Source organism: Sphingobacteriales bacterium, from assembly GCA_016700115.1.
GTDB lineage: Bacteria > Bacteroidota > Bacteroidia > Chitinophagales > UBA2359 > UBA2359.
The window spans coordinates 4,096,980-4,117,341 of record CP064999.1 but is presented as its reverse complement, the minus strand read 5'-3'; the positions used below and the strand labels follow the sequence as shown (position 1 = coordinate 4,117,341).

At 37.5% G+C, this 20,362-nt stretch carries 16 protein-coding genes; 7 read left to right on the top strand and 9 right to left on the bottom strand.

Going from position 1 to position 20,362, the window contains the following annotated elements; translation table 11 throughout:
* Positions 1-18 precede the first annotated feature (18 nt).
* From IPM47_14610 to IPM47_14600, 3 genes are all read right to left on the bottom strand, one after another.
* Positions 19-765: a polyprenol monophosphomannose synthase gene (locus tag IPM47_14610; protein QQS28091.1), complete on the bottom strand. Its 747-nt coding sequence runs from the start codon at positions 763-765 to the stop codon at positions 19-21.
* A gap of 112 nt (positions 766-877) precedes the next feature.
* A complete protein-coding gene (locus IPM47_14605) occupies positions 878-1,651 on the bottom strand; it encodes a 3'-5' exonuclease (protein QQS28090.1) in 774 nt (257 codons plus the stop codon).
* A 69-nt stretch (positions 1,652-1,720) separates the two neighbouring features.
* Positions 1,721-3,082 carry a peptidoglycan synthetase gene (locus IPM47_14600; protein QQS28089.1) on the bottom strand — a complete coding sequence of 454 codons (1,362 nt, stop codon included), beginning with the start codon at positions 3,080-3,082 and terminating at the stop codon, positions 1,721-1,723.
* A gap of 236 nt (positions 3,083-3,318) precedes the next feature.
* Here IPM47_14600 and IPM47_14595 point away from each other — a divergent pair, with 236 nt between their 5' ends.
* A complete protein-coding gene (locus IPM47_14595; protein ID QQS28088.1) occupies positions 3,319-3,468 on the top strand; it encodes a hypothetical protein in 150 nt (49 codons plus the stop codon).
* Positions 3,469-3,546: 78 nt separating this feature from the next.
* On the opposite strand, the gene IPM47_14590 is transcribed toward IPM47_14595, so the two are convergent.
* The 3 genes from IPM47_14590 to IPM47_14580 form a co-directional block, all read right to left on the bottom strand.
* Positions 3,547-4,623: a trypsin-like peptidase domain-containing protein gene (locus tag IPM47_14590; protein QQS28087.1), complete on the bottom strand. Its 1,077-nt coding sequence runs from the start codon at positions 4,621-4,623 to the stop codon at positions 3,547-3,549.
* An 81-nt stretch (positions 4,624-4,704) separates the two neighbouring features.
* Positions 4,705-6,297, bottom strand: coding sequence for an amidohydrolase (locus tag IPM47_14585; protein QQS28086.1), 1,593 nt, complete (start codon positions 6,295-6,297; stop codon positions 4,705-4,707).
* 104 nt (positions 6,298-6,401) lie between these two features.
* Positions 6,402-6,902 (bottom strand): hypothetical protein, encoded by a 501-nt coding sequence (locus IPM47_14580; protein QQS28085.1) that lies wholly within the window; start codon positions 6,900-6,902, stop codon positions 6,402-6,404.
* A 209-nt stretch (positions 6,903-7,111) separates the two neighbouring features.
* Here IPM47_14580 and IPM47_14575 point away from each other — a divergent pair, with 209 nt between their 5' ends.
* On the top strand, positions 7,112-8,548 hold the full coding sequence (locus tag IPM47_14575; GenBank protein QQS28084.1) for a M20/M25/M40 family metallo-hydrolase: 1,437 nt from the start codon (positions 7,112-7,114) through the stop codon (positions 8,546-8,548).
* A 13-nt stretch (positions 8,549-8,561) separates the two neighbouring features.
* Here the strand turns inward: IPM47_14575 and IPM47_14570 are convergent, their stop codons facing one another.
* Both IPM47_14570 and thpR read right to left on the bottom strand, forming a co-directional pair.
* Positions 8,562-9,131 (bottom strand): Crp/Fnr family transcriptional regulator, encoded by a 570-nt coding sequence (locus tag IPM47_14570; GenBank protein QQS28083.1) that lies wholly within the window; start codon positions 9,129-9,131, stop codon positions 8,562-8,564.
* 48 nt (positions 9,132-9,179) lie between these two features.
* Entirely contained in the window at positions 9,180-9,716 is a 537-nt protein-coding gene (thpR, locus tag IPM47_14565; protein QQS28082.1) for an RNA 2',3'-cyclic phosphodiesterase, read from the bottom strand.
* Positions 9,717-9,948: 232 nt separating this feature from the next.
* Here thpR and IPM47_14560 point away from each other — a divergent pair, with 232 nt between their 5' ends.
* From IPM47_14560 to IPM47_14550, 3 genes are all read left to right on the top strand, one after another.
* Entirely contained in the window at positions 9,949-11,067 is a 1,119-nt protein-coding gene (locus IPM47_14560) for a class I SAM-dependent RNA methyltransferase (protein ID QQS31487.1), read from the top strand.
* Between the two features lie 214 nt (positions 11,068-11,281).
* A complete protein-coding gene (locus IPM47_14555; GenBank protein ID QQS28081.1) occupies positions 11,282-16,192 on the top strand; it encodes a tetratricopeptide repeat protein in 4,911 nt (1,636 codons plus the stop codon).
* Between the two features lie 550 nt (positions 16,193-16,742).
* On the top strand, positions 16,743-17,615 hold the full coding sequence (locus tag IPM47_14550; protein QQS28080.1) for an SDR family oxidoreductase: 873 nt from the start codon (positions 16,743-16,745) through the stop codon (positions 17,613-17,615).
* 231 nt (positions 17,616-17,846) lie between these two features.
* Here the strand turns inward: IPM47_14550 and IPM47_14545 are convergent, their stop codons facing one another.
* Entirely contained in the window at positions 17,847-18,344 is a 498-nt protein-coding gene (locus IPM47_14545; protein ID QQS28079.1) for a metallophosphoesterase family protein, read from the bottom strand.
* Between the two features lie 214 nt (positions 18,345-18,558).
* Between IPM47_14545 and IPM47_14540 the strand changes: the two genes are divergently transcribed.
* Both IPM47_14540 and IPM47_14535 read left to right on the top strand, forming a co-directional pair.
* Positions 18,559-19,878: a toll/interleukin-1 receptor domain-containing protein gene (locus IPM47_14540; GenBank protein QQS28078.1), complete on the top strand. Its 1,320-nt coding sequence runs from the start codon at positions 18,559-18,561 to the stop codon at positions 19,876-19,878.
* A gap of 79 nt (positions 19,879-19,957) precedes the next feature.
* The gene (locus tag IPM47_14535) at positions 19,958-20,356 is read left to right on the top strand and encodes a hypothetical protein (GenBank protein QQS28077.1); all 399 of its coding nucleotides are present in this window, start codon (positions 19,958-19,960) and stop codon (positions 20,354-20,356) included.
* Positions 20,357-20,362: the final 6 nt, after the last annotated feature.

Genomic DNA, 20,362 nt, shown 5'->3' with positions numbered 1-20,362 from the left:
AATATTTTAGTTAGTGATTTAAGAAATCAAGGTGCGGGCATAGTTTTTAAAAAAACTTTGCCACTTCATTTTAATTACTCCCAGCGCGGCCTCTTTAAAAATACCGCTGCTCATTTTAGAAACTCCCCAAATCCTGTCGGTAAATGTAATTGGTATTTCGGCAATAGTAAATCCAAGTCGCCAGGAAGCAAATTTCATTTCAATCTGAAAACCATAGCCTACCGATTTGATTTTGTCTAAATTCAGACTTTCCAAAACTATGCGTTTGTAGCAAACGAAACCTGCGGTAGTATCATGTACAGGTAGCCAGGTGATAAGTCTGACATATAATGAAGCAAAACGCGACAGCAATATTCTGTTCATAGGCCAATTTTCAACCTTCCCACCGGTTACATATCTTGAACCAACTGCGATATCGGCTTTTCCTGAAGCACAAACATCATACAACCGAACCAAATCGTCCGGATTGTGTGAAAAATCCGCATCCATTTCAAAAATATAGGAATATTCTTTTTGCAAAGCCCATTTGAACCCGTGAATATAAGCCGTTCCCAATCCGAGTTTGCCCTTTCTTTGTTCCAAAAACAGCCTCCCCTCAAACTTGTCGTCTATCAATTGTTGAACTATTGCCCCTGTTTCATCGGGAGAATTGTCATCAATGATCAACAAATGAAAATCTTTGGGCAACGAAAACACTTTCTCTACCATTGCGGCAATGTTTTCTTTCTCATTATAAGTAGGTATAATTACGATGCTGTCAGCCAAGTTGCTCAAAGTTTTGTGGGTCAATAAAACAAGAAAGTTAATTGAAACAGTAGTTAAAGAATATAAATTTTCAGAAGTAACTCTTGTGTTGAATTTATAGTTGCAAAAATGGTTATTTTCCCGTTTTTGCTTTTATGGTATCTCTGATTTCTTTGACTTTTTGTTTAGTATCTAACAGAAAGTCGCTTTTCATAATCCAATCGTAATACTGAGGTTCTATACCGAAAACCTCTTCTACCGGTTTGCCCTTATGTTTGCCAAAATTAAATTTGATAACACCATTTTCAGAAATTAGCCTCCTGCCGGAATCGACAAATACTTGATCAGAAGAAAAGTCATGTAAAAAAGGAACGTTAGGCTGTAAACTATCTTTGTATAGTGATAATTGACCAATCAGGATTTCATAGGTAGCCATTACATCTGCCTCAGCACTGTGTGCAGATTCTAAATCCTTATTACAATAAAACTTATAGGCAGCAGCCAAATCTCTTCTTTCCATTTTTTGGAAAATACGAAAAACATCAATAAACTTTCTTTCCGTATTTCGAAAATCAATCCCAACCCTTAGAAATTCTTCAATCAAAATCGGCACATCAAACTGATTGGAATTATAGCCGGCAATATCGCTGTCTTTTAACAATTCGCTCAGTTTCTCAGCAATTTGTGAAAAGAAAGGTTCATTGGCAACATCTTCATCATAAATATGGTGTATTGCCGAAGCTTGAGGAGGTATGGGAATGGTAGGATTTAAACGCCATGTTTTACTTAAAGTGTTTCCATCTGGCATCAACTTTAAGACACTGATTTCAACAATTCTGTCAGTTGCTAAATTGACTCCAGTTGTTTCTATATCAAAAATGGCTAACGGTCTCTGAAGTTGGAGCATGACTATTTTATTGTTAGTGATCTATCAATGAAGAGTTTGTATATCGTCCTGAATCAGGGTATATCTGGTTCATTCCGTTGCAAATATAGCAATACTATTCAAATTGATACCCCCAAAATTGCCCGAACTCATCAAAAGCAAGTCTGTGTTTTCAAAATCTAAACTCATTAAATAGTTTTGCATGTCTTGAGGCGTGTTAAAAACGATCAGGTTTGGATGTTTAAAACAATTGATAATAAAACTATCGCTTACTGGCGGAAGATTTTTAATAGCCAAAGCCTCCGGATCGTAAAAAACAACAGCTTTTTCTGCCGGTTGCAAAGTGTTTGCATAAAAAGGCAAAAAGTCAGTATTCAAACTACTATAAGTGTGTAATTCAAGACAGGCGATAAGTTGCCTGTTAGGGTGCATTGCTTTGACCGCTTTAGTCGTTGCTGTTACTTTTGAAGGGGCATGTGCAAAATCCTTGTAAACCGTACAACTTTTTGAATTAGCTACTATTTCGAGCCTTTTTGACGCGCCGGTAAATGATTGAATAGCTTCAAAAAATTGAGTTTCGGAAATATTATTTGATAGTTCGCATACCATTTTAGCACCAATCAGATTTTGCAGGTTATGTTCCCCAAATATTTGAATAGGGTATTCTTTTCCGTTTCTGATTACTTGCCAAATTTCATTTTGATCAGTAATGTAATCCGGAGTTGTGTAAGGATATTTATTTGCATGTTTAACTTTTAGAGCTATAGATTCAACCTCTTTATCTCCGGCAAAATAGACCAAATCCCCTCCATCTTCTATGCTGTCTGCAAACAACCTGAATTGTTCGACATATTCTTTATAAACAGGAAAGACATTGATATGATCCCATGCGATTCCGCTAATAAGAGCAGTATGAGGACGGTAATATAGAAATTTAGGTTTCAGGTCAATGGCAGATGCAAGATATTCATCACCTTCTATAACTATAATGGGGGCTTCTTCGGTCAAAGAAACAGACTCTTCAAATCCGGGAATTTTTGCACCGACAATAAAATCGAATTTGCAGCCCCAATATTTTAAAACGTGCATAACCATAGAAGTAATGGTAGTTTTACCATGACTACCGGCTATTACAATTCTTCTTTTGTTTGCTGCATGTCGGTAAAGAAATTCGGGATACGACCAAACAGGAATACCGGATGCCTGTGCCTTTAATAATTCCGGATTATTTTTTTTAGCGTGCATTCCCAGGATAATGCCATCAAGTTCATTGGTTATTATCTCAGGAAACCATCCTGTTTTATCCGGAAGCAAATTGTTTCTTTCCAGATTTGATTTAGACGGCTCAAAAATTGCATCATCAGAACCGCTGACTAAATGACCTTTTCTTTGCATAGCAATCGCTAATTGGTGCATAATACTTCCACCAATGGCAATAAAATGTAATCGCATTTTTAAAGTGAACAATTAAAAGTGAAAAACTAAAACGGTTACGTGAATATCAACAGGGGATTGACCATCAACCAATAATCCTTGAATAATGAAATTTTGCCGCCAAAATAATAGTAAACTGAGTGAAAAAAGGAGAATTGGGCAACAATTTTAGCTGTTTTGAAGTTTAGTGTAATAAAGTACGAAGATATTGCGTTACTCAACAAATTATTAAACAAAAAACCTGACATTATCAGATGAAACAATCTTTCATTAAACAAATTGGTATTTTTACATTAACTTTAGTGTTTACACTAACCCTTTTTACGGCATGTCATCGCGGTACCGGATGTCCGGGAAGTATCACTTATGAAGCACAAAAAAATAATAGCGATCAGGATTGTTAGTTTAGTTTAAAATTTTTTCAGTGAATTTAGATAAGACCATGTTATTCGATTTGAATGACATGGTCTTTTTATTTTGGGTTACTCTTCTTTGGCCTTCCAGATTGCCCCATATTTTTCTACGAGAATATTGTCGTAAAAATCAGCTTTTTCAAAAAGATTTTTGAAAATAGTTAAAGCCATCTCCCGGGTAAAATAGGCATCATAAATTACCGTTGATAAAATAATGTCTTGCTCATAAACACTAAACATCACATTGTCAAGTGAATAATTTTCTCTCAACAGGAACTCGTATATCTCTTTAATATTGTTTCTGGGAAGCCTGCAAAGTTGAGCATCTCCTATAATATACCGAAGTTCTTCTTCGTAGGTTATTTCAATCAAAGCAGTTCCATGATTGATTTCCCAAGCATTAGCACCTCTTCTTGCAAGAACAGGATTTTTTCCCAACTCTGAAATTAATTCTTCTATCAGCTTCGCTCTGCCAACAGGCTGATAAACTTCTTCTTCATAAAAAGACAGTCTTGCCCCGCAGTTTGGGCAATAATTGTCAACTGCATTCGATTGTAAAACCAAATTAAAACATGAAATACATCGTGTAGATCTTTTCCCTTTGAATGGTAAATATTCTTCCAAAGATTCTCTGAGATAATAGGCCGGTAAAGCGAAACCTAAATTTTCACCTCCTTGCAAAATAAATGTGTTCACTCCAACTATCTCACCGTTTAAATTTACCAAAGGCCCCCCACTGTTACCCGGATTTATTGAAGCATCAATCTGTATATATTTGATGTTATTATATTGTCGCTCTACTTTTGAAACAATTCCTTTTGTTGCACTGTATTTTAACCCATAAGGATGACCAATAGCCAAAATTATTTCGCCTTGTATTACATGTGAGTTTAAATGAACTTCAGGCTTTGGTGCATTAGATGGCATTTCCAGAAAAGCAAGATCGTATGCAGGGTCTTTAAATAAAACGGTAGTCGTAGTTTCAGGAATTTGATTGCCGTTAATTACAGCTTCAACACTATCACTGACTACATGAAAGTTAGTAACTATTAAATCATACTCCTTTACATAAAATCCGGTACCGGTGCTATATGGAGTTGCTATCTGAACCACAACATTGCGGTATTGTTCAATTGTTTTGTCCATATTGAAGAATACAGTTTTAAATGGTCAAAAGTAGGATGATTTAACCGTATTTTAGAATTATTGACCAATTTGTGTCATTCACTAAATAATCCTATGTTCTATTACGCCATTAACCATGGTAAGCAATACTTCTGTATTTGGAACTTCATTTTCTGGAATATTCATCAGGTCTGAAGTTAACATACAAAGGTCGGCTTGTTTGCCAACTTCCAGACTTCCCAAACTGTTTTCTGAAAATTGTGCATAAGCAGCCCAAATCGTCATGGCTTTTAATGCTTCTTTTCTTGTGATTGTTTCTTCCGGTTTGAACCCTCCATTTGGAAAACCATTTAAATCTTTCATGCTGATGGCAGCATAAAATCCTAACAAAGGGTTTATATCTTCAACCGGAAAATCACTTCCCATTGCAAGCAATCCACCATGTCGAAGTAACTGGCGAAAATTGTAGGCATTTTTTAACCGGTTTCCTATTCGATCTTTCACCCAATACATGTCTGAAGTGGCATGTGTCGGTTGAACGGATGGTATGACTTTATAATCTCTGATTATTGATAAATATTGTGTCGGCATAATTTGAGCATGTTCCAACCTCCAGCGCAGGTTGTTGCCGGGAGTGAGTACTTGGCTGTAACATTTTAAAACAAATTGATTGGCCGCATCTCCTATTGCATGAGTAGCCACCTGAAATCCGCAAGATTTAATCTTATTCAATTGGGTAATAAATAATTCTTCGTTCAGCATTGGTATTCCAACATTTTCCGGATCATCTGAATAAGGTTCTTGCAACCAAGCACCTCTCGACCCTAAAGCTCCATCTGCAAAAAACTTAAATGTCCTGAAAGTCAGTTTAGAATATAGTTGGATGCCTTTTTTTGAATACTTTTCGATATTCGATTCTGTTGCCAACATCATGGCATTTATTCTAAGTGCTAATTGATTGTTGGTTTCCATGTTTAAGAGCAACCTCATTTCATCCGGCATTACCAAGGCATCTCCTATGGTGGTCAATCCAACTGCCAAACAGTTTTTTTGCGCTTTCATTAACAATCTTATGAATTCATCATCAGAAAGTTCTGGAAGTGTTTCAACCACTTTTTGAATGGCATTGTCAATTAATAATCCGGTTGGGAAACCATTTTTTAGTACAACAATCCCACCATCAATTGAATTGGGATTTTCTATTAATCCGGCTTGTTGTAATGCGGCAGAATTTGCAATAGCAGCGTGTAAATCTATGCGTGTCAACACGACCGGTATGTTTGGGAATTCTTTATTTAGTTTCAAATTATCTGGCATTTCAGGCGGAATCCACAAGTTTTGATTCCAGCCTCTGCCAACTATAGCTTTCAAGTTTGGATTTGCTGCAGCATATTGCTTTGTTCTATCTATTACTTCATCCATAGAATTTGCACCGAACAAATCGAGTTCTTTTAACTGTTTTGCATACCTCAATAAATGGCAGTGAGCATCAATTAACCCCGGATAAACATATCTTCCCTTACCATCAATCAACTCTTTGGCAGCATAGCGTTTTTTCAGGTGTTTTGTAGTTCCTAATTCTAAGATTTTGCCTTTGTCAATCGCAATTGCTTCAAACTGGCGGAATTGATTGTCAACCGAGTAAATTTTAGAATTAACTACAATAGTATCTATAGGAATATGAGTTTGATTCATTCGTATTTATTTTGGAGCATAAACATACAACAAGTTTGTGAGCTGATTTAAAACAGTCTCTACCAAAATAAACCAACAAAATGAATAGAGGAAAACAAAAACTTCTAATAAGCTACATTCAATACCTGCCCGTTTCTAACTTCCACCTGGTTGTCTGTGTTGATATCTAATCCCTTAAAAAAGAATGAACCGGATATTCTTCTTTCTGAGACCTTAATAGTTTCAACATTCACACTAATTGCGTTATTTTGCACAAATTCTACTCCGTTTAGAATAACGAAAGAGGTAATTGGGAAATTTGAAGCAGCACTGTTGTCTAAAGGTTTCGCTGCAAACGAAAAAGAACCTTCTGATTCGGGCATTCTTATGATAACAGTAGTTCCGTCTTCAGAAGTACCGGTCAAAGTAATGATACGAGATGTTTCATCGTAGTCTGATATAATTTGTGTGGCGTACCAAATAAATACAATTCCGGAAGAACCAATAATTTGAGCTGAAAAAACCGGAGTTGGATTTTCCTGATAATCGTAAGTTGTTTCACAGGAAAACATTAGGAGAAGCAATAAAAAAATGAACGTCAGGTGTCTAAGGTTATTTAATGACATAAAGTTGTAGATTTTTCATTCCCTGCAATCTGAAACTTAATTTTGTTTAGTTAAACAGGTTTTTTTAGTTTTTTAATTTCTAAAACTATGGGTGAAGAAGAGTTGAACAAGAATTATTTTTGATTAGGAATTTACCACAATAACGTAAAATTGAAGTGTAACGTTGCCTTTATTTTTACAATTTTCAACTCTATTTTTAAAATACAAACATGCAAAAAAGCAGTTCTAAATGGGTTATTCTTTTCGGAATAATAATGACCGGAGTAATATTTATTTCAGCCATCTATAAGTCTTCAGACAATCTACCTAAGTTGGTGAATTTAGAAACAGAAAAGGTTATTAAACAAATATTTGATCATACTTTAAGTTCCGGCAAATGTTATACTGACCTTGAATATTTATGCAAAAGAATTGGAGGTCGTTTAAGCGGCTCTCCACAAGCAGCGGCAGCAGTGGAATGGGCTTTACAAACTTTGGAACGCATAAATACTGTAAATGCATATAAACAAGATGTTATGGTGCCATATTGGGAAAGAACCGGAAAGGAAGAGGCAAGAATTATCAGTAAACATATTGGCTGGCAGTCGGTCAATGTTTGTGCTTTAGGAGGTTCAGTCAGCACAGAGAAATGGGGTGTTACAGCAAAAGTCATTAAAATTGACAGCTTAGGGGCATTAGACCTATTGGGAACTAAGCAAATTTCAGGTAAAATCGTGTACTTAGACCGCCCTTTTGACCCCACTTTTATAGATACTTTCGATGCTTATTCTGCTTGTGCTTCGAATCGGTTTACCGGGGCATCAAAAGCTGCTAAATATGGAGCAGTTGCATTTGTATTGCGTTCTTTGGCTTCAAATGATGATGAACATCCCCATACCGGAAGCATGCATTATGAGGATGACCAACCCAAAATTCCGGCTGCTGCAATTGCTACTGAAGATGCCAACTTACTGACAGGATTGATGACCAAGGACCCTGATTTGTCTTTATATCTTCAATTGAATTGTATGAAACATCCTGACCGTCTTTCACACAATGTTATCGGAGAAATTAAAGGTTCTGAGTTTCCCAATGAAGTAATTGTAGTTGGCGGACATTTAGATTCGTGGGATAACGGAGAAGGCGCACATGATGACGGAGCCGGAACGGTTCATTCTATTGAAGTGCTGCGAACTTTGGTTGAGTTGGGAATTACTCCAAAACGCACCATACGTTGTGTGTTATTTATGAATGAAGAAAATGGCGCAAAAGGCGCACAAGAATATGCCAAACTTACAAGTACAAATGGAGAATCCTGTATTGCGGCTATAGAATCAGACAGGGGTGGTTTTAGTCCAAGAGGATTTACCATTGAAACCAATAATGAAACACTGACGGAGGAGAGGTTTGCTAAACTAAAATCATATCGCACTTTGCTCGAACCTTTTGGGATTCATCAGTTTGAAAAGGGTTTTAGTGGAGTGGATGTTAAATATTTGAAACCACATGGGACTACTTGTCTAGGATTAGTACCCGACCCACAACGTTATTTTAACTATCATCATACGCCCAACGACACTTTTGATAAAGTAAATGAGCGTGAACTCAAAATGGGGGCTGCTGCGATGACCGCATTAGCTTATTTGATTTCAGAAGAAGGATGGTAAATCCTGAAAGCGTTTAAATCTTGACATTGTTATACAGTTTGCTGAAGTTTGTCGGATTGATGTGAAGATAAGAAGCGATATATTTATGAGGTACTAATTGCAAAAGATGTGGACTTCGATTGCAAAATGATTGGTATCTTTCCAAAATGCTTAACGCTTGTAATTCAATATGCCTGTTTATCATCCCTGCAAGGATACTTTCAGTGAGTTTTCTGAATAAGCGCTCAATATCCTGCGATTGATTAAATAATTGTTGAAGGGTTTCGTAAGAGATTTCAGCCATCGAACTTTTTGTCAAAGCTTTGAGGTAACATTTGGATTCGCTTTGGTTTAAAAAAGATTCCGGTATTGAACATAGACTTGGGTTGTAAGTAAACGCCAGAACATGTGAATTGCTTTCGGTTTCAAAAAAAGACATTTGAACCCCGGTAAGCACAAAATAACAATTTCTTGCCACCTGACCGGGAACGATTATCATCTCTCCTTTATTGAATGAAACTGTTTTTACGCTTGCTTTTAATAGCTCAAAAGAGTGTTTTTCAATTGGGTGAATCTGATTAAAGAAGTCAAAATATGCTTCCATATTCTAAATTTACTTCTAATACTAATTTTATACTCAAGGATTACTTATTTACCCCTTTAATTCAAACTTGACTAAGCTTAAATATTTCCTGCCTTGTTCCGTTTGAATTGATTCCCATAACTCAATTTGTCGAACGGAAATAGAAAATGGCTCAATTTGTAACCTATTAACGAGTTGCTTCGCTATGATATCATTTCCTTTTTGTTCGGACATTCTCAACAAGGTGATATGAGGGTAAAACTGATGTTCAGGACTGTTGCTTAATACTTCAGAAATCAGGTTAGCCATAGTATTTAAAGGTTCAACTTCTTTAAAAGTCAGCCAAATCATTGGCCCTCTGTTTGAATTTAGCACTACTTTCGTCTCTTTAAAAACTAAATCAAATGGAGGTATATAATGTGTAATAGCTATAACTTTTCTGGTTATCAAAGCAATATCTTCAGCCCGGGTTTCTCCAATAAAATGGACGGTGAGATGCAGATTTTCAGATGCAATCCATTTATATTCCGGAAAAAGCTTTAGTTTTAGTAAAATGGCATGATTAATCTTTGATGTGAACGGGATTGAAAGAAATAATCTTTTCATTTTTTGGTCATGTATGTTTTAGTCTTATTGATTTGATTAGTTTTCCAAAAAATCAATGCAGCTTGACTCCATTTGCTTCAGTAGGTTGGCAATGATATAAAGTTAATTTTTTTTCTAAAAAACAAGATAAATGACTACTATGGTTATTAAGTTTGTGCGATATTGAATGAAAGACTTAGCTTTAATTAAAATAGAATCCAACCCACCCCAAATATTTATGTATAGCAACGAAATAATAGCAAAAACCGCACAGGGGTTAGAAGAAGTTTTAGCCGGTGAAATTGCCAATCTTGGCGCAAAGGTAACTTTTAAAGGAAATAGAGTAGTTCATTTTCTTGCGGATAAAGCAATGTTATACAAAGCGAATCTATATCTAAGAACTGCCTTCAGAATTATGTTGCCGGTTGCCAGTTTTTCAGCAAACAGTCCCGATGAATTGTATCGTCTGGCATTTAAAACAGAATGGGAAAAATATTTTAGTACAAACGATACGTTCGCTATTGATTTTACGATTCACTCCCCTTTGTTTCCACACACTCAATATGCAGCTTTAAAATTGAAAGATGCTATTGCCGATCGCTTTAGAAGCAATTTCAACAATCAACGCCCTTCAGTGAATACTCACGAACCTGATTTTTTAATTCAATTACATATTAGTGGAAATAAAGTAAATCTACTTTTAGACAGTTCAGGCCAATCACTACACAAAAGAGGGTACCGTACCTTTCAGGTAGAAGCTCCGTTGAATGAAGTGCTTGCAGCAGGTATGGTGTTGTTAAGTGGGTGGGATGGACAAACCTTATTTCTCGATCCAATGTGCGGTTCAGGTACAATTGCCATAGAGGCTGCTTTAATTCAAAGAAATATTGCCCCCGGCATATTTAGAGAACGATTTGGTTTTCAGTCATGGCGTGATTTTGACGGGAAATTGTGGAAAGAAATAGTCGCAGATGCTCTTCGTCAAAGTAAACCTTCTCCCGATTCTCCAATTTATGCCTCAGATATTTTGAATTCAGCGGTTAAAAAAGCAAAAGAAAATGCTCAAAATGCAGGACTGCCGGATATTCATTTTTTTACCGCCGATTTTTTGGACAACAAAGCTGTGATTGACGAGTTATCCGGGGTTATTTTTATAAATCCACCTTATGGGGAAAGATTACAACCTTACGAAATCAATAACTTTTACCAGGAAATTGGCAACACATTAAAAAGACATTACAAAAACTTTACTGCCTGGATATTAACCGGGCATCTTGAAGGATTGAAACATATTGGGTTACAAACTTCCCGACGTATAACCTTGTTCAATGGCCCTTTAGAATGCAGATTGGTTGAATACAAATTATATTAATCCTGCATTAAGAAGAAATTCAAAAAAAAATTCGCCTTTTTATTACTAAATACCTAAAAGGACTTTACCTTTAAAACAGAAAATTAACCCTACAAATATCAGCTTTTATAGTTAAGAACTAAACTGCCTGAAGTCATAGCACAGAACCTTTTTTGCAGGTTTAGTGTGCAAGAATTTTATACTTCACTATTTGCATTTACATTGTGTTCTTTTTATGGCAGTAAATTTTTACAAAACCGCTATTGGGTTGCTTACAATTTTGTTGGTTAGCCATTTAAATGCTTTTAGCTTGATTGCTCAGAGTTTAAACTCGGGCGAGCAAAAAAAGGAAACCCAAGCATCAGTTGAGACTGAAAACAATCAAAATTTTTTGTTAGGTCGCAAAAAAATGGAATCCGGTGAATTTGCCGTAGCCCGAGCTTATTTTACCATTGCCACCGAAGAACTGCCCGGTTCATGGGTTGTCAGATTGGAACTCGGCAAAGCGCATTATGCCTTAAATGATTTTAAAAGTGCAGTCAGTGAGTTTGATCAGGCAATAAAATTTAACAATCAAATTGCCGAATCTTTTAACGAAAGAGGTAAAGCTAAGGCTGCATTAAATAAAAGATCGGATGCACTATCTGACTTTGCCGAAGCCACAAGAATTGATCCCGGTTTCAAAGAAGCTTATGAAAACAGCGCAGCGATTGCTCTGAAAACAGGGAACTATAACGACGCAATTGCATTTTACGATAGACTTATTGAACAAAATCCTAACTACGCTACTGCATTTTATGAACGTGGAAAGCTAAAGGCCGCAATGGGCAGTTATGATGGAGCAGTTGCCGATTTTAAACAGTCTATTAAGATTGATAGTAAATACTCTTCTGTTTATTATTCAAAAGAGAAAGCTACTGCTATTTCAGATACGCTTCAGGCAATCATTGAACAGAGCCGGGTTGCAATTGGTATGATGAAAATGTCGGATGGAGACTATCAAAACGCAATTTCCGATTTTACGGAGGTCGCTAATCGTTTTCCAAAAAACAAACTTGCATTTTACCAACGTGGGCTTGCTTATTCGTTGCTGAACAGACCTACGGATGCGATAGCTGACTTTGATAAGGCTGCCCAAATTGACTATAAATATTCCGATCTGTATTTTCAAAGAGGAAAATGTAAAAATGATATCCATGATTATATAGGAGCACAAAAAGACATAGACAATTACCTGACCTTAGTGCCTAATCAAAAAGATGCTTTGGTTTTGAGAGGTGAAATCAAAACCAATCTTAAAAACTATCCGGCTGCAATTCTTGACTTTGATCAGGCTATCAGTTTAGACCCTCAGTTTTCATTGGCTTATGTAGATAGAGGTGTTGCCAAAATGTTCAACGGTGATAATCAGTCGGCATTAACCGATTTTCATGCAGCAATTGGGATTGACCCTCAGAACCCGGTTTCTTATTATAAAAGAGGATTAGCAAAATCTACATTGTTAGATTATAACGGAGCAATTGCTGATTTCAAAAAGGCAATAGAACTACAGCCTTCCTATAAGTATGCCGTACTTCATTTGGGAATTACACAGGCTGCACTTTCCAATCATTTAGAGGCCATTGCCACGTATGAAAAAGCCCTGACATTAGACCAACAATTTCGGGAGGCTTATTATCAACGTGGATTGTCAAAAATGGCTCGTAAAGATTATCTTGGAGCAATAGTTGATTTTGAAACAGCAATAGGCATTTATTCTGACTATGCACAGTCTTATTTTGCATCTGCATCAGCACGAACTGAAATTGGTGATTTGACCGGTGCCATCGTTGATTATGACAAATATATTGAGTTGATGCCAAATCATGCTGAAGCTTTTTATCGTCGGGCTTTGGTTCGCAAATCTATCAAAGACAATCAGAACTCTTTAAGTGATTTTACTAAGGCCCTGACTTTAGATACAAAATTTGCCGATGCCTTTTTTCAGCGAGGATTGCTTTATAACAGTTCCGGCAACTATTCTGCCGCATTAGACGATTTTAACAAAGTTATTTTACTTCGTCCAACAGATGTTCCTGCTTTAATGGAACGCGGGAAAATCAGAGTTTTGGTTGAAAATTATTCGAAAGCAATTCTGGATTTTGACGAAATAATCAGACTTGAACCTTCCAACCTTACTGCTTATTTACAACGGGGACATGTGAAACTAAAAACAGGAAAGTTCACAGATGCGATTAACGATTATAATTCGGTAATTTCCCGAGATTCAAAAAATGCGGATGCCTATGCCAGTAGAGCTGCCGCCAAATCAGCAATGAAAGACTACCCCGGTGCTTTGCTTGACTATGACAAAGCCATTGATTTAGAACCCACAAATACTTTGGCTTATAGCAACCGGGCAAATACGAAGGTTGAAACCGGCGATTTAAAAGGAGCTATTGCCGACCTTAACACACTCAACAAACTTGCTCCCAATAATCACGAAGTATATTTTCAGATTGCAAGCCTTCAATATGCCATTGGAGAATATACTGAAGCATTGGAAAACTACAATAAAGCCATTGAGTATGACAAGAAAAACAAATTTGCTTTCTTTTACCGTGGTGTGTCTAAAGCAAATCTAAACAAACATCAATGGGCAATCAGCGACTTCGATTCTGCCATTAAACTTGACAAGAAATACCTTTATGCTTATCACAAACGAGCCGGAAGTAAGACTCAGGTAGGAGATTACAAAGGTGCTATTGAAGATTTTACCACTGTCATAAAAATAGACAATAGCTTTGGAAGCAGCTATCTACGCCGTGCCGAAGTACATGCTTTGACCGCCAACCATACACAGGCAATCAAGGACTTTACTTCCGCCATAAAAACTCAGCCCGATAACCCATCAGCTTTTGCAGGAAGAGGTAAAAGCAAGGCAGGAATCAGAGATTTTGAAGGAGCGGTGAAAGACTTTTCTAAGGTGATAGAGTTAAAAAAGGATGATTTAAGCGCATACAGCAACAGAGGTAATCTATTTGCTGCCCTCAAACGTTATGACGAAGCATTGACTGACTTTAACAAAATCATAGAGTTAGATCCTAACAATAAAATGGCATACAGCAACCGCGGCAGTGTAAAAGCAGCCATGAAAAACTATCAGGCAGCTATAGCCGATTACGATGTTGCGATTTCTATTGATAATCAGTTTCGTTCCGGATATAGTAATCGTGCTCAATATAAGGCTGAACTCGGGGAATACGAAGCTTCGATTGCAGACTTTGATGAAGCGCTTGATTTAGATCCTAAATATAAACTCGCCTATTATAACAGAGGTGCTGCAAAATACAGCATCAATGATTTTTCAGGTGCCATTGAAGATTTTACCGCCGTTGTTGACCTTGACCCTGAAGACATTGATGCTTTTAATAGCCGGGCCAATGCAAGAGTAGCAAACGGCGACTTTGAAAATGCAGTTACAGACTTTAACCGGGTTCTCGAACTAAACAGGGACTTTGAAACCGCTTATGTTAACCGAAAGAAAACCCGAATCCAGATTAAAGAAGTGGTAACCGATGCAGCAACTCCGGAAGAACTTAAACTATACAACATGTTGTTGAGCGGTCTGTCAAAAGTGGCTATGGGAGAATATGCCGCTGCCGAAAAAATCTATGACGAGGTTATCGGGCTTAATCCGGAATATAAACTGGCTTATTTTAATAAAGGTATTTTGAAAAATACAGTAGGTCAGCATGTTGACGCTATTGCTAATTTTACCAAAGCTATTTCAATTGACGATAAATATGCGGCGGCTTTTAATTACAAGGGAAGGGTACATGCAGATATGAATGACTTCAAATCTGCCATCTTAGATTATTCACAGGCAATAGCAATTGATTCCACTTTTAAAATTGCTTACAACAACAGAGGACTGGCTAAGGCCGCTTTGGGAAATCATATCGGAGCTATTGCTGATTATGATTTGGCACTTAAATTTTCACCCCAATATAAATCTGCCTACAACAACCGTGCCTTGTCTAAAGCTGCTATTAAAGACTTTGAAAGCGCTATTGCAGATTATGATAAGATTATAGCCCTTGACCCACAATACAAACTTGCATATAACAACCGGGGAATCGCTAAAATTGCGCTCAGCAGCTATGGTAGTGCAATTACCGATTTTGACCGCGCCATTGAAATTGATCCTAAATATGAAGCCGCTTTCAATAACCGGGCTGTTGCAAAGTCGGGAATGGGTGAGTTTGATGCGGCGATTGCAGATTTTGATGCCTTGCTTCAACTAAATCCCAAACACGAATCTGCTTATGAAAGCAGGGGTAGTGCGTTGTTGGCAATGGAAAAATATGCGGCTGCTATTGCTGACTTTACCCATGCCATTAAAAACAACCCAAACAATAAATCTGCCTACTACAATCGTGCCATTGCCAAGCATAACCTCAATGATTTTAAAGGAGCTGTGGATGATTTATCTAAAACAATTGACATTGACCCTAACTTTACCGCTGCCTATAATCAGAAAGGCAAAGCATATACAGCACTTGAAAAACCCTCCGAAGCCATCAAAGAGTTTAACAAAGCGATTCAGTTAGACCCAAAATTCACTATGGCTTATTATAACCGTGCCATTGCCCGACGAAGTGCAGACGACCTGAAAGGCGCAATTTCCGATTACAAACAAACCATAGAACTTGACCCTTATTTTGTGGATGCTTACAACAACAGAGGCACTGTTCGCATGAAGTTAGGCGAATTTGTAGATGCCCTTTATGATTTCGACAAAGTGGTTGAATTAGACCCGACCCATAAAATGGCTTTGTTTAACCGCGCCCTGATTAAAGACAATTTTGGAGAACATCGGGACGCTATTGTTGATTTTGGCAGGGTGCTTAGTTTAGACGAAAACTATGCAGATGCTTTTACTGCCAGAGGAAACGCTAAAGTTAAAATCAAAGACTACAAAGGTGCAATTACCGACTTTGACAAAGCCATTTCCCTTTCTCCTAAATCGGGTGAAGCCTTCTATGGAAGAGGAAACGCTCGGTTTAAACTCGAAGACCTCGCCGGTAGTTGTTCCGATTGGCAAATGGCTTTAACCTTAGGCTATCGTCAGGCTTCAGAAAAAGAGAAAGCGCATTGTAAATAGTTGTTGGTTTTCAATTGCTTTTAATTGACCTCAATTGGCTTTTTTTTGCGCTAAATTCTGTTTTTACTACTCAGAATCTCGCTGTTTTTTGCCAAAATTGGCTTTGCAACTGCTAACATTCAACTTTTAAGGGGCGACAATCAATTTTTTGCACCTCGATTCTTTTTTGCGAGTTGTAATTTTTTTTTTGTGATTGCTCAATTTTTTTTTGGGATTGCTAACTCAAAAAATGAGATTGTCAGGAAACATCTTTTTGCACCTCGATTCTTTTTTGCGATTGGTGGCATTCATCTTTTGCTTCCTCGATTATTTTTTACGATATGCTACTTTTAAAATGCGCTTGGTGGCAGTCAGCAATTTTTTGTTAGCCTTTAAAATGTTTTTAAGCCTGTTTTTAAGGTATAAATTATCTATATCCAGACCGGAATTGGCACTTATCAGAAGAACACCGGTAATATAAAATCGGGAATTTCCGATTGCAAACCGTTAATTATCTCTACTTTTGACCGGTTTGCGAGTTAAAAAACATAAACACAAAATTAAATTAAGAATGGCACAGTTTTCAGAACCTATGTTAAAGGACAATGCATTGTCTGGGAAAGTTATCATTGTAACCGGAGGAGGAACCGGACTTGGCCGCTCAATGAGCAAGTATTTTCTCGAATTGGGGGCAAAGGTGGTCATTACCAGCCGCAAGTTACCTGTCTTAGAAGAATCGGCTTCCGAACTTCGCACAGAAACCGGTGGAGAAATACTTGCAATTCCCTGCGATGTTCGTCAGTATGAACAAGTCGAACAGGTTTTGGCAGCAACGATACAGACATTCGGCAAAATTGATGTTTTAGTTAATAATGCTGCCGGAAATTTTATCAGCCCGACAGAACGGCTATCGCCTCGTGCTTTTGATACCGTGGTGGACATTGTGTTGAAGGGTAGTTATTATTTTTCGTTGGCAACGGGTAAACATTGGATTGAAAAAGAAATTCCCGGAACTATATTGAGTATTGTTACAACTTATGCCTGGACCGGGTCGGGATACGTTGTTCCATCGGCTTGTGGCAAAGCGGGAGTATTAGCATTAATGCGTTCGTTGGCGGTGGAATGGGGTAAGTATGGAATTCGATGCAATGCTATTGCACCGGGTCCTTTTCCAACTCCGGGTGCATGGGACAGGTTGTTTCCTGAACCTTTGCGCAAAAAGTTTAACCCGGAAAAAAAAGTACCCGTAGGACGCGTAGGCGAACATCAGGAACTCGCCAATCTTGCAGCATATTTGGTCTCAGATTTTTCAGCATTTGTCAATGGAGAGGTCGTTACCATTGATGGCGGTGAATGGTTGAAAGGCGCAGGCGAGTTCAACTATCTCGAAATGCTGAACAACGATATGTGGGACGACCTTTCAACAATGATGAAGGGAAAATAAGGGTTTGAATTCTTGCTTTTAAACCGGGTTTGAATGTGGCTGGAATTTCTTTTTTCAATGGTAGTTACTAGAAATGCCAATTAAGAGACAAGGCGTGCCTTGTCTCTACAGGGAATACGACATTTAAAATGTGAACTTTGGGATATAGAACATTGAATATAGATACAATCAACTTAAACCCAATTTGTTACAACTCCATGTTACCATTGAAACCCGTAAAAACCGATGTTATTATTTTCTTCCCAATTCTATTGCTTCTACATCGTATATCCGTTGGTTGTCAATGCTCAATCTGATCAGGGTTCGCACTTTGTGAAAACCCGATCTGCCGACTGCTCCCGGGTTGATATGCAATAAGTTGTTAAAAGCGGGTTGTCGTGCAATCAATAATAAATGAGAATGTCCACAAACCAGCAAATCGGGTTGATGAGTGAGGATAAGATTGCGCACTCTTGGCACATACTTTGGCGGTTTGCCTGCTATATGGGTCATTAAGACCTTAACACCTTCACAGGTAAAGAATTCGTCTTCTTTAAATTCTAACCTGATGATATGATTGTCAATATTGCCGTAAACTGCTTTCAACGGCTTTAATTGTTTTAAATCATCGGTTACAGTAAGGTTGCCGATATCTCCGGCATGCCAAATCTGATCACAAGGTTCCAAATAATGTAAAATGCGCTCGTCTAAATAACCATGTGTATCCGACAAAATACCTATTCGCTGCATATTGTATTATTTGATTTAAGTAAAAGTAAAGGTAGTTTGTTTTTAACACCATTTGTGGTATATTGACAAAGCAACAGGAAATAGCTATCTTGCTCCGTTTTTTAATGAACACTTTATTATAGTTTGTCATTGAGTTGAAAGCTTTAAGTTTTTCGTTAAAAATCCGGAATAAAATTAAATCGCCGGTCAGCGTTTAAAAAACAGTACCCAATATATGCCTTCTTTGGAAAACAAAATCAATCTATACATCGCTTATGACGAGGCCGACACTGAGTTTAAAGAAGAGTTGGTCGAACATCTCAGTTTTTTGAGGCGTGAGGGATTGATAGAGATTTGGCATAAACAAAAGATTGAGGCCGGTGAAAATATGGAAGAACGCCGGAAACAAGAACTTGATAAGGCTCAGGTCATTTTACTGCTGATCAGTTCTGATTTTGTTAATTCTGACGAGATCTATGAAAACGAAGTAGTGGTGTCTGTTGAAAGACACCGGCAAGAGCGCTCACGAGTTATACCGGTGATCGTTCGTGAATGTTTGTGGAAAACAGGGCTTTTGTCAAACCTGTCTCCGCTGCCTGTGGGTGGCAAAGCGGTTAATAATTGGCAAGACCGCGATGCTGCTTTTAAAAACATCGTTTCTGAAATTCAAAAGGTAATTGCCGGCTTTACGCTGCAAGAAGGAGAATTGAAATTTGAACCCATCATTCCCAACAATCAAAAGAGCAATAAAATCACCTTTAAAAAAGCGATCGTTCCCGGTTTGTTAGCTTTGGTTATTGGGTTTTTTGCTGTTTTTTTTGGTTTATACTTTAACGGCCCTTATAAATCCGATGCAATTGATAGAGATAAAATATTAGAAAAACTACAGGGCGATTGGGTTAATCCAAAAACTACCGATAATTTCATACACCGGATTATTCTTCGGGGCGATACGGTCGAAGTTTATAGTCTTGGCAATAATGAAGAACTGTATTGGGGTGGTCAAAAACTCGAAATCATTAATCCCCGCAAAAGCAGGGTTCAATATAACGGGTTTTCGTTCGAGATTGAAACGATGATGTCAACCTATCAGGACACATTGGTTGAGAGTTTGGTTGCTATATATTCGTTTGATACCACAGGCATTTTTAACATCAGAAACAGCAGGCTATATAAGCAGGAAACCCTATCTTTGATTGCCATGAACATGAAAATCAACAATCCCCCGTTACCGTCAGATACTCCGGTATATGTTTTGAATAAAGAAAAACTCGTTAATCTGAATGAATTGGAAATAACACCAAGAATGTTGATTGATAACGGAGCTTTGACAAAAGACACTACTCAAACCAAAATCAGACCGGAAGTAGTACGGGATGCTCAACTCAGAAGAGCAGCCTATCTCAACAGCTTTAAGGTTCAGCCTGAAATAAATTTAAACACCAATGCCTTATCTGATACCGGAACCATAAAAGTGAAGGATAATTTATTTAAGGAAGTCATTAAACCAAATCCCGAATCTGAAGTTAAACCTCAGATTATTAAAAGGGAATGATTTATAAATGTTTGCGCTTCTCCCACTTCTATAATTTTCTTTTGATAATTCACTTCTTTAATCTTCATAAAATTCAAGTATGAAAAATTTCTTTTCAGTAGCATTTATGTTGTTGTTGTTTGTCGTTGCCGGTAATGTACAGGCTCAAAGCAACAAATCGAACGAGGGTCAGTCTCAAACTCCTGTACCCGTTGTACAACCTGATCCAAACAATCAAACACAGGAACAAAATTCAGACCGGCCATTGTCTGACCAAAAATCGGAAAAACAAGCCATCAAAGTAAAAGGGCAAACAACGCGCGATGCTGTAAAAAACACGAATTCAGACCGAACAAGCACTTTGAACAAAGATTACAAAAAAAACAAAAAAGCGAAAGAGAAAGCCAAAGCCAAAGCAAAGAAAAAACACAAAAAAGGAAAATATCCTAAAAAGGAAGTTAAACCAACTCAAAAAGCACAAGTCAGAGAAGCTCAATGATTGAAT

Excerpts from the sequence above, each read along its gene's own strand:
- IPM47_14605 (QQS28090.1), bottom strand. The coding sequence starts at position 1,651 with ATGCTCCAACTTCAGAGACCGTTAGCCATTTTTGATATAGAAACAACT.
- IPM47_14600 (QQS28089.1), bottom strand. The coding sequence starts at position 3,082 with ATGCGATTACATTTTATTGCCATTGGTGGAAGTATTATGCACCAATTA.
- IPM47_14595 (QQS28088.1), top strand. The coding sequence starts at position 3,319 with ATGAAACAATCTTTCATTAAACAAATTGGTATTTTTACATTAACTTTA.
- IPM47_14590 (QQS28087.1), bottom strand. The coding sequence starts at position 4,623 with ATGGACAAAACAATTGAACAATACCGCAATGTTGTGGTTCAGATAGCA.
- IPM47_14585 (QQS28086.1), bottom strand. The coding sequence starts at position 6,297 with ATGAATCAAACTCATATTCCTATAGATACTATTGTAGTTAATTCTAAA.
- IPM47_14580 (QQS28085.1), bottom strand. The coding sequence starts at position 6,902 with ATGTCATTAAATAACCTTAGACACCTGACGTTCATTTTTTTATTGCTT.
- IPM47_14575 (QQS28084.1), top strand. The coding sequence starts at position 7,112 with ATGCAAAAAAGCAGTTCTAAATGGGTTATTCTTTTCGGAATAATAATG.
- IPM47_14570 (QQS28083.1), bottom strand. The coding sequence starts at position 9,131 with ATGGAAGCATATTTTGACTTCTTTAATCAGATTCACCCAATTGAAAAA.
- thpR (QQS28082.1), bottom strand. The coding sequence starts at position 9,716 with ATGAAAAGATTATTTCTTTCAATCCCGTTCACATCAAAGATTAATCAT.
- IPM47_14555 (QQS28081.1), top strand. The coding sequence starts at position 11,282 with ATGGCAGTAAATTTTTACAAAACCGCTATTGGGTTGCTTACAATTTTG.
- IPM47_14550 (QQS28080.1), top strand. The coding sequence starts at position 16,743 with ATGGCACAGTTTTCAGAACCTATGTTAAAGGACAATGCATTGTCTGGG.
- IPM47_14545 (QQS28079.1), bottom strand. The coding sequence starts at position 18,344 with ATGCAGCGAATAGGTATTTTGTCGGATACACATGGTTATTTAGACGAG.
- IPM47_14540 (QQS28078.1), top strand. The coding sequence starts at position 18,559 with ATGCCTTCTTTGGAAAACAAAATCAATCTATACATCGCTTATGACGAG.
- IPM47_14535 (QQS28077.1), top strand. The coding sequence starts at position 19,958 with ATGAAAAATTTCTTTTCAGTAGCATTTATGTTGTTGTTGTTTGTCGTT.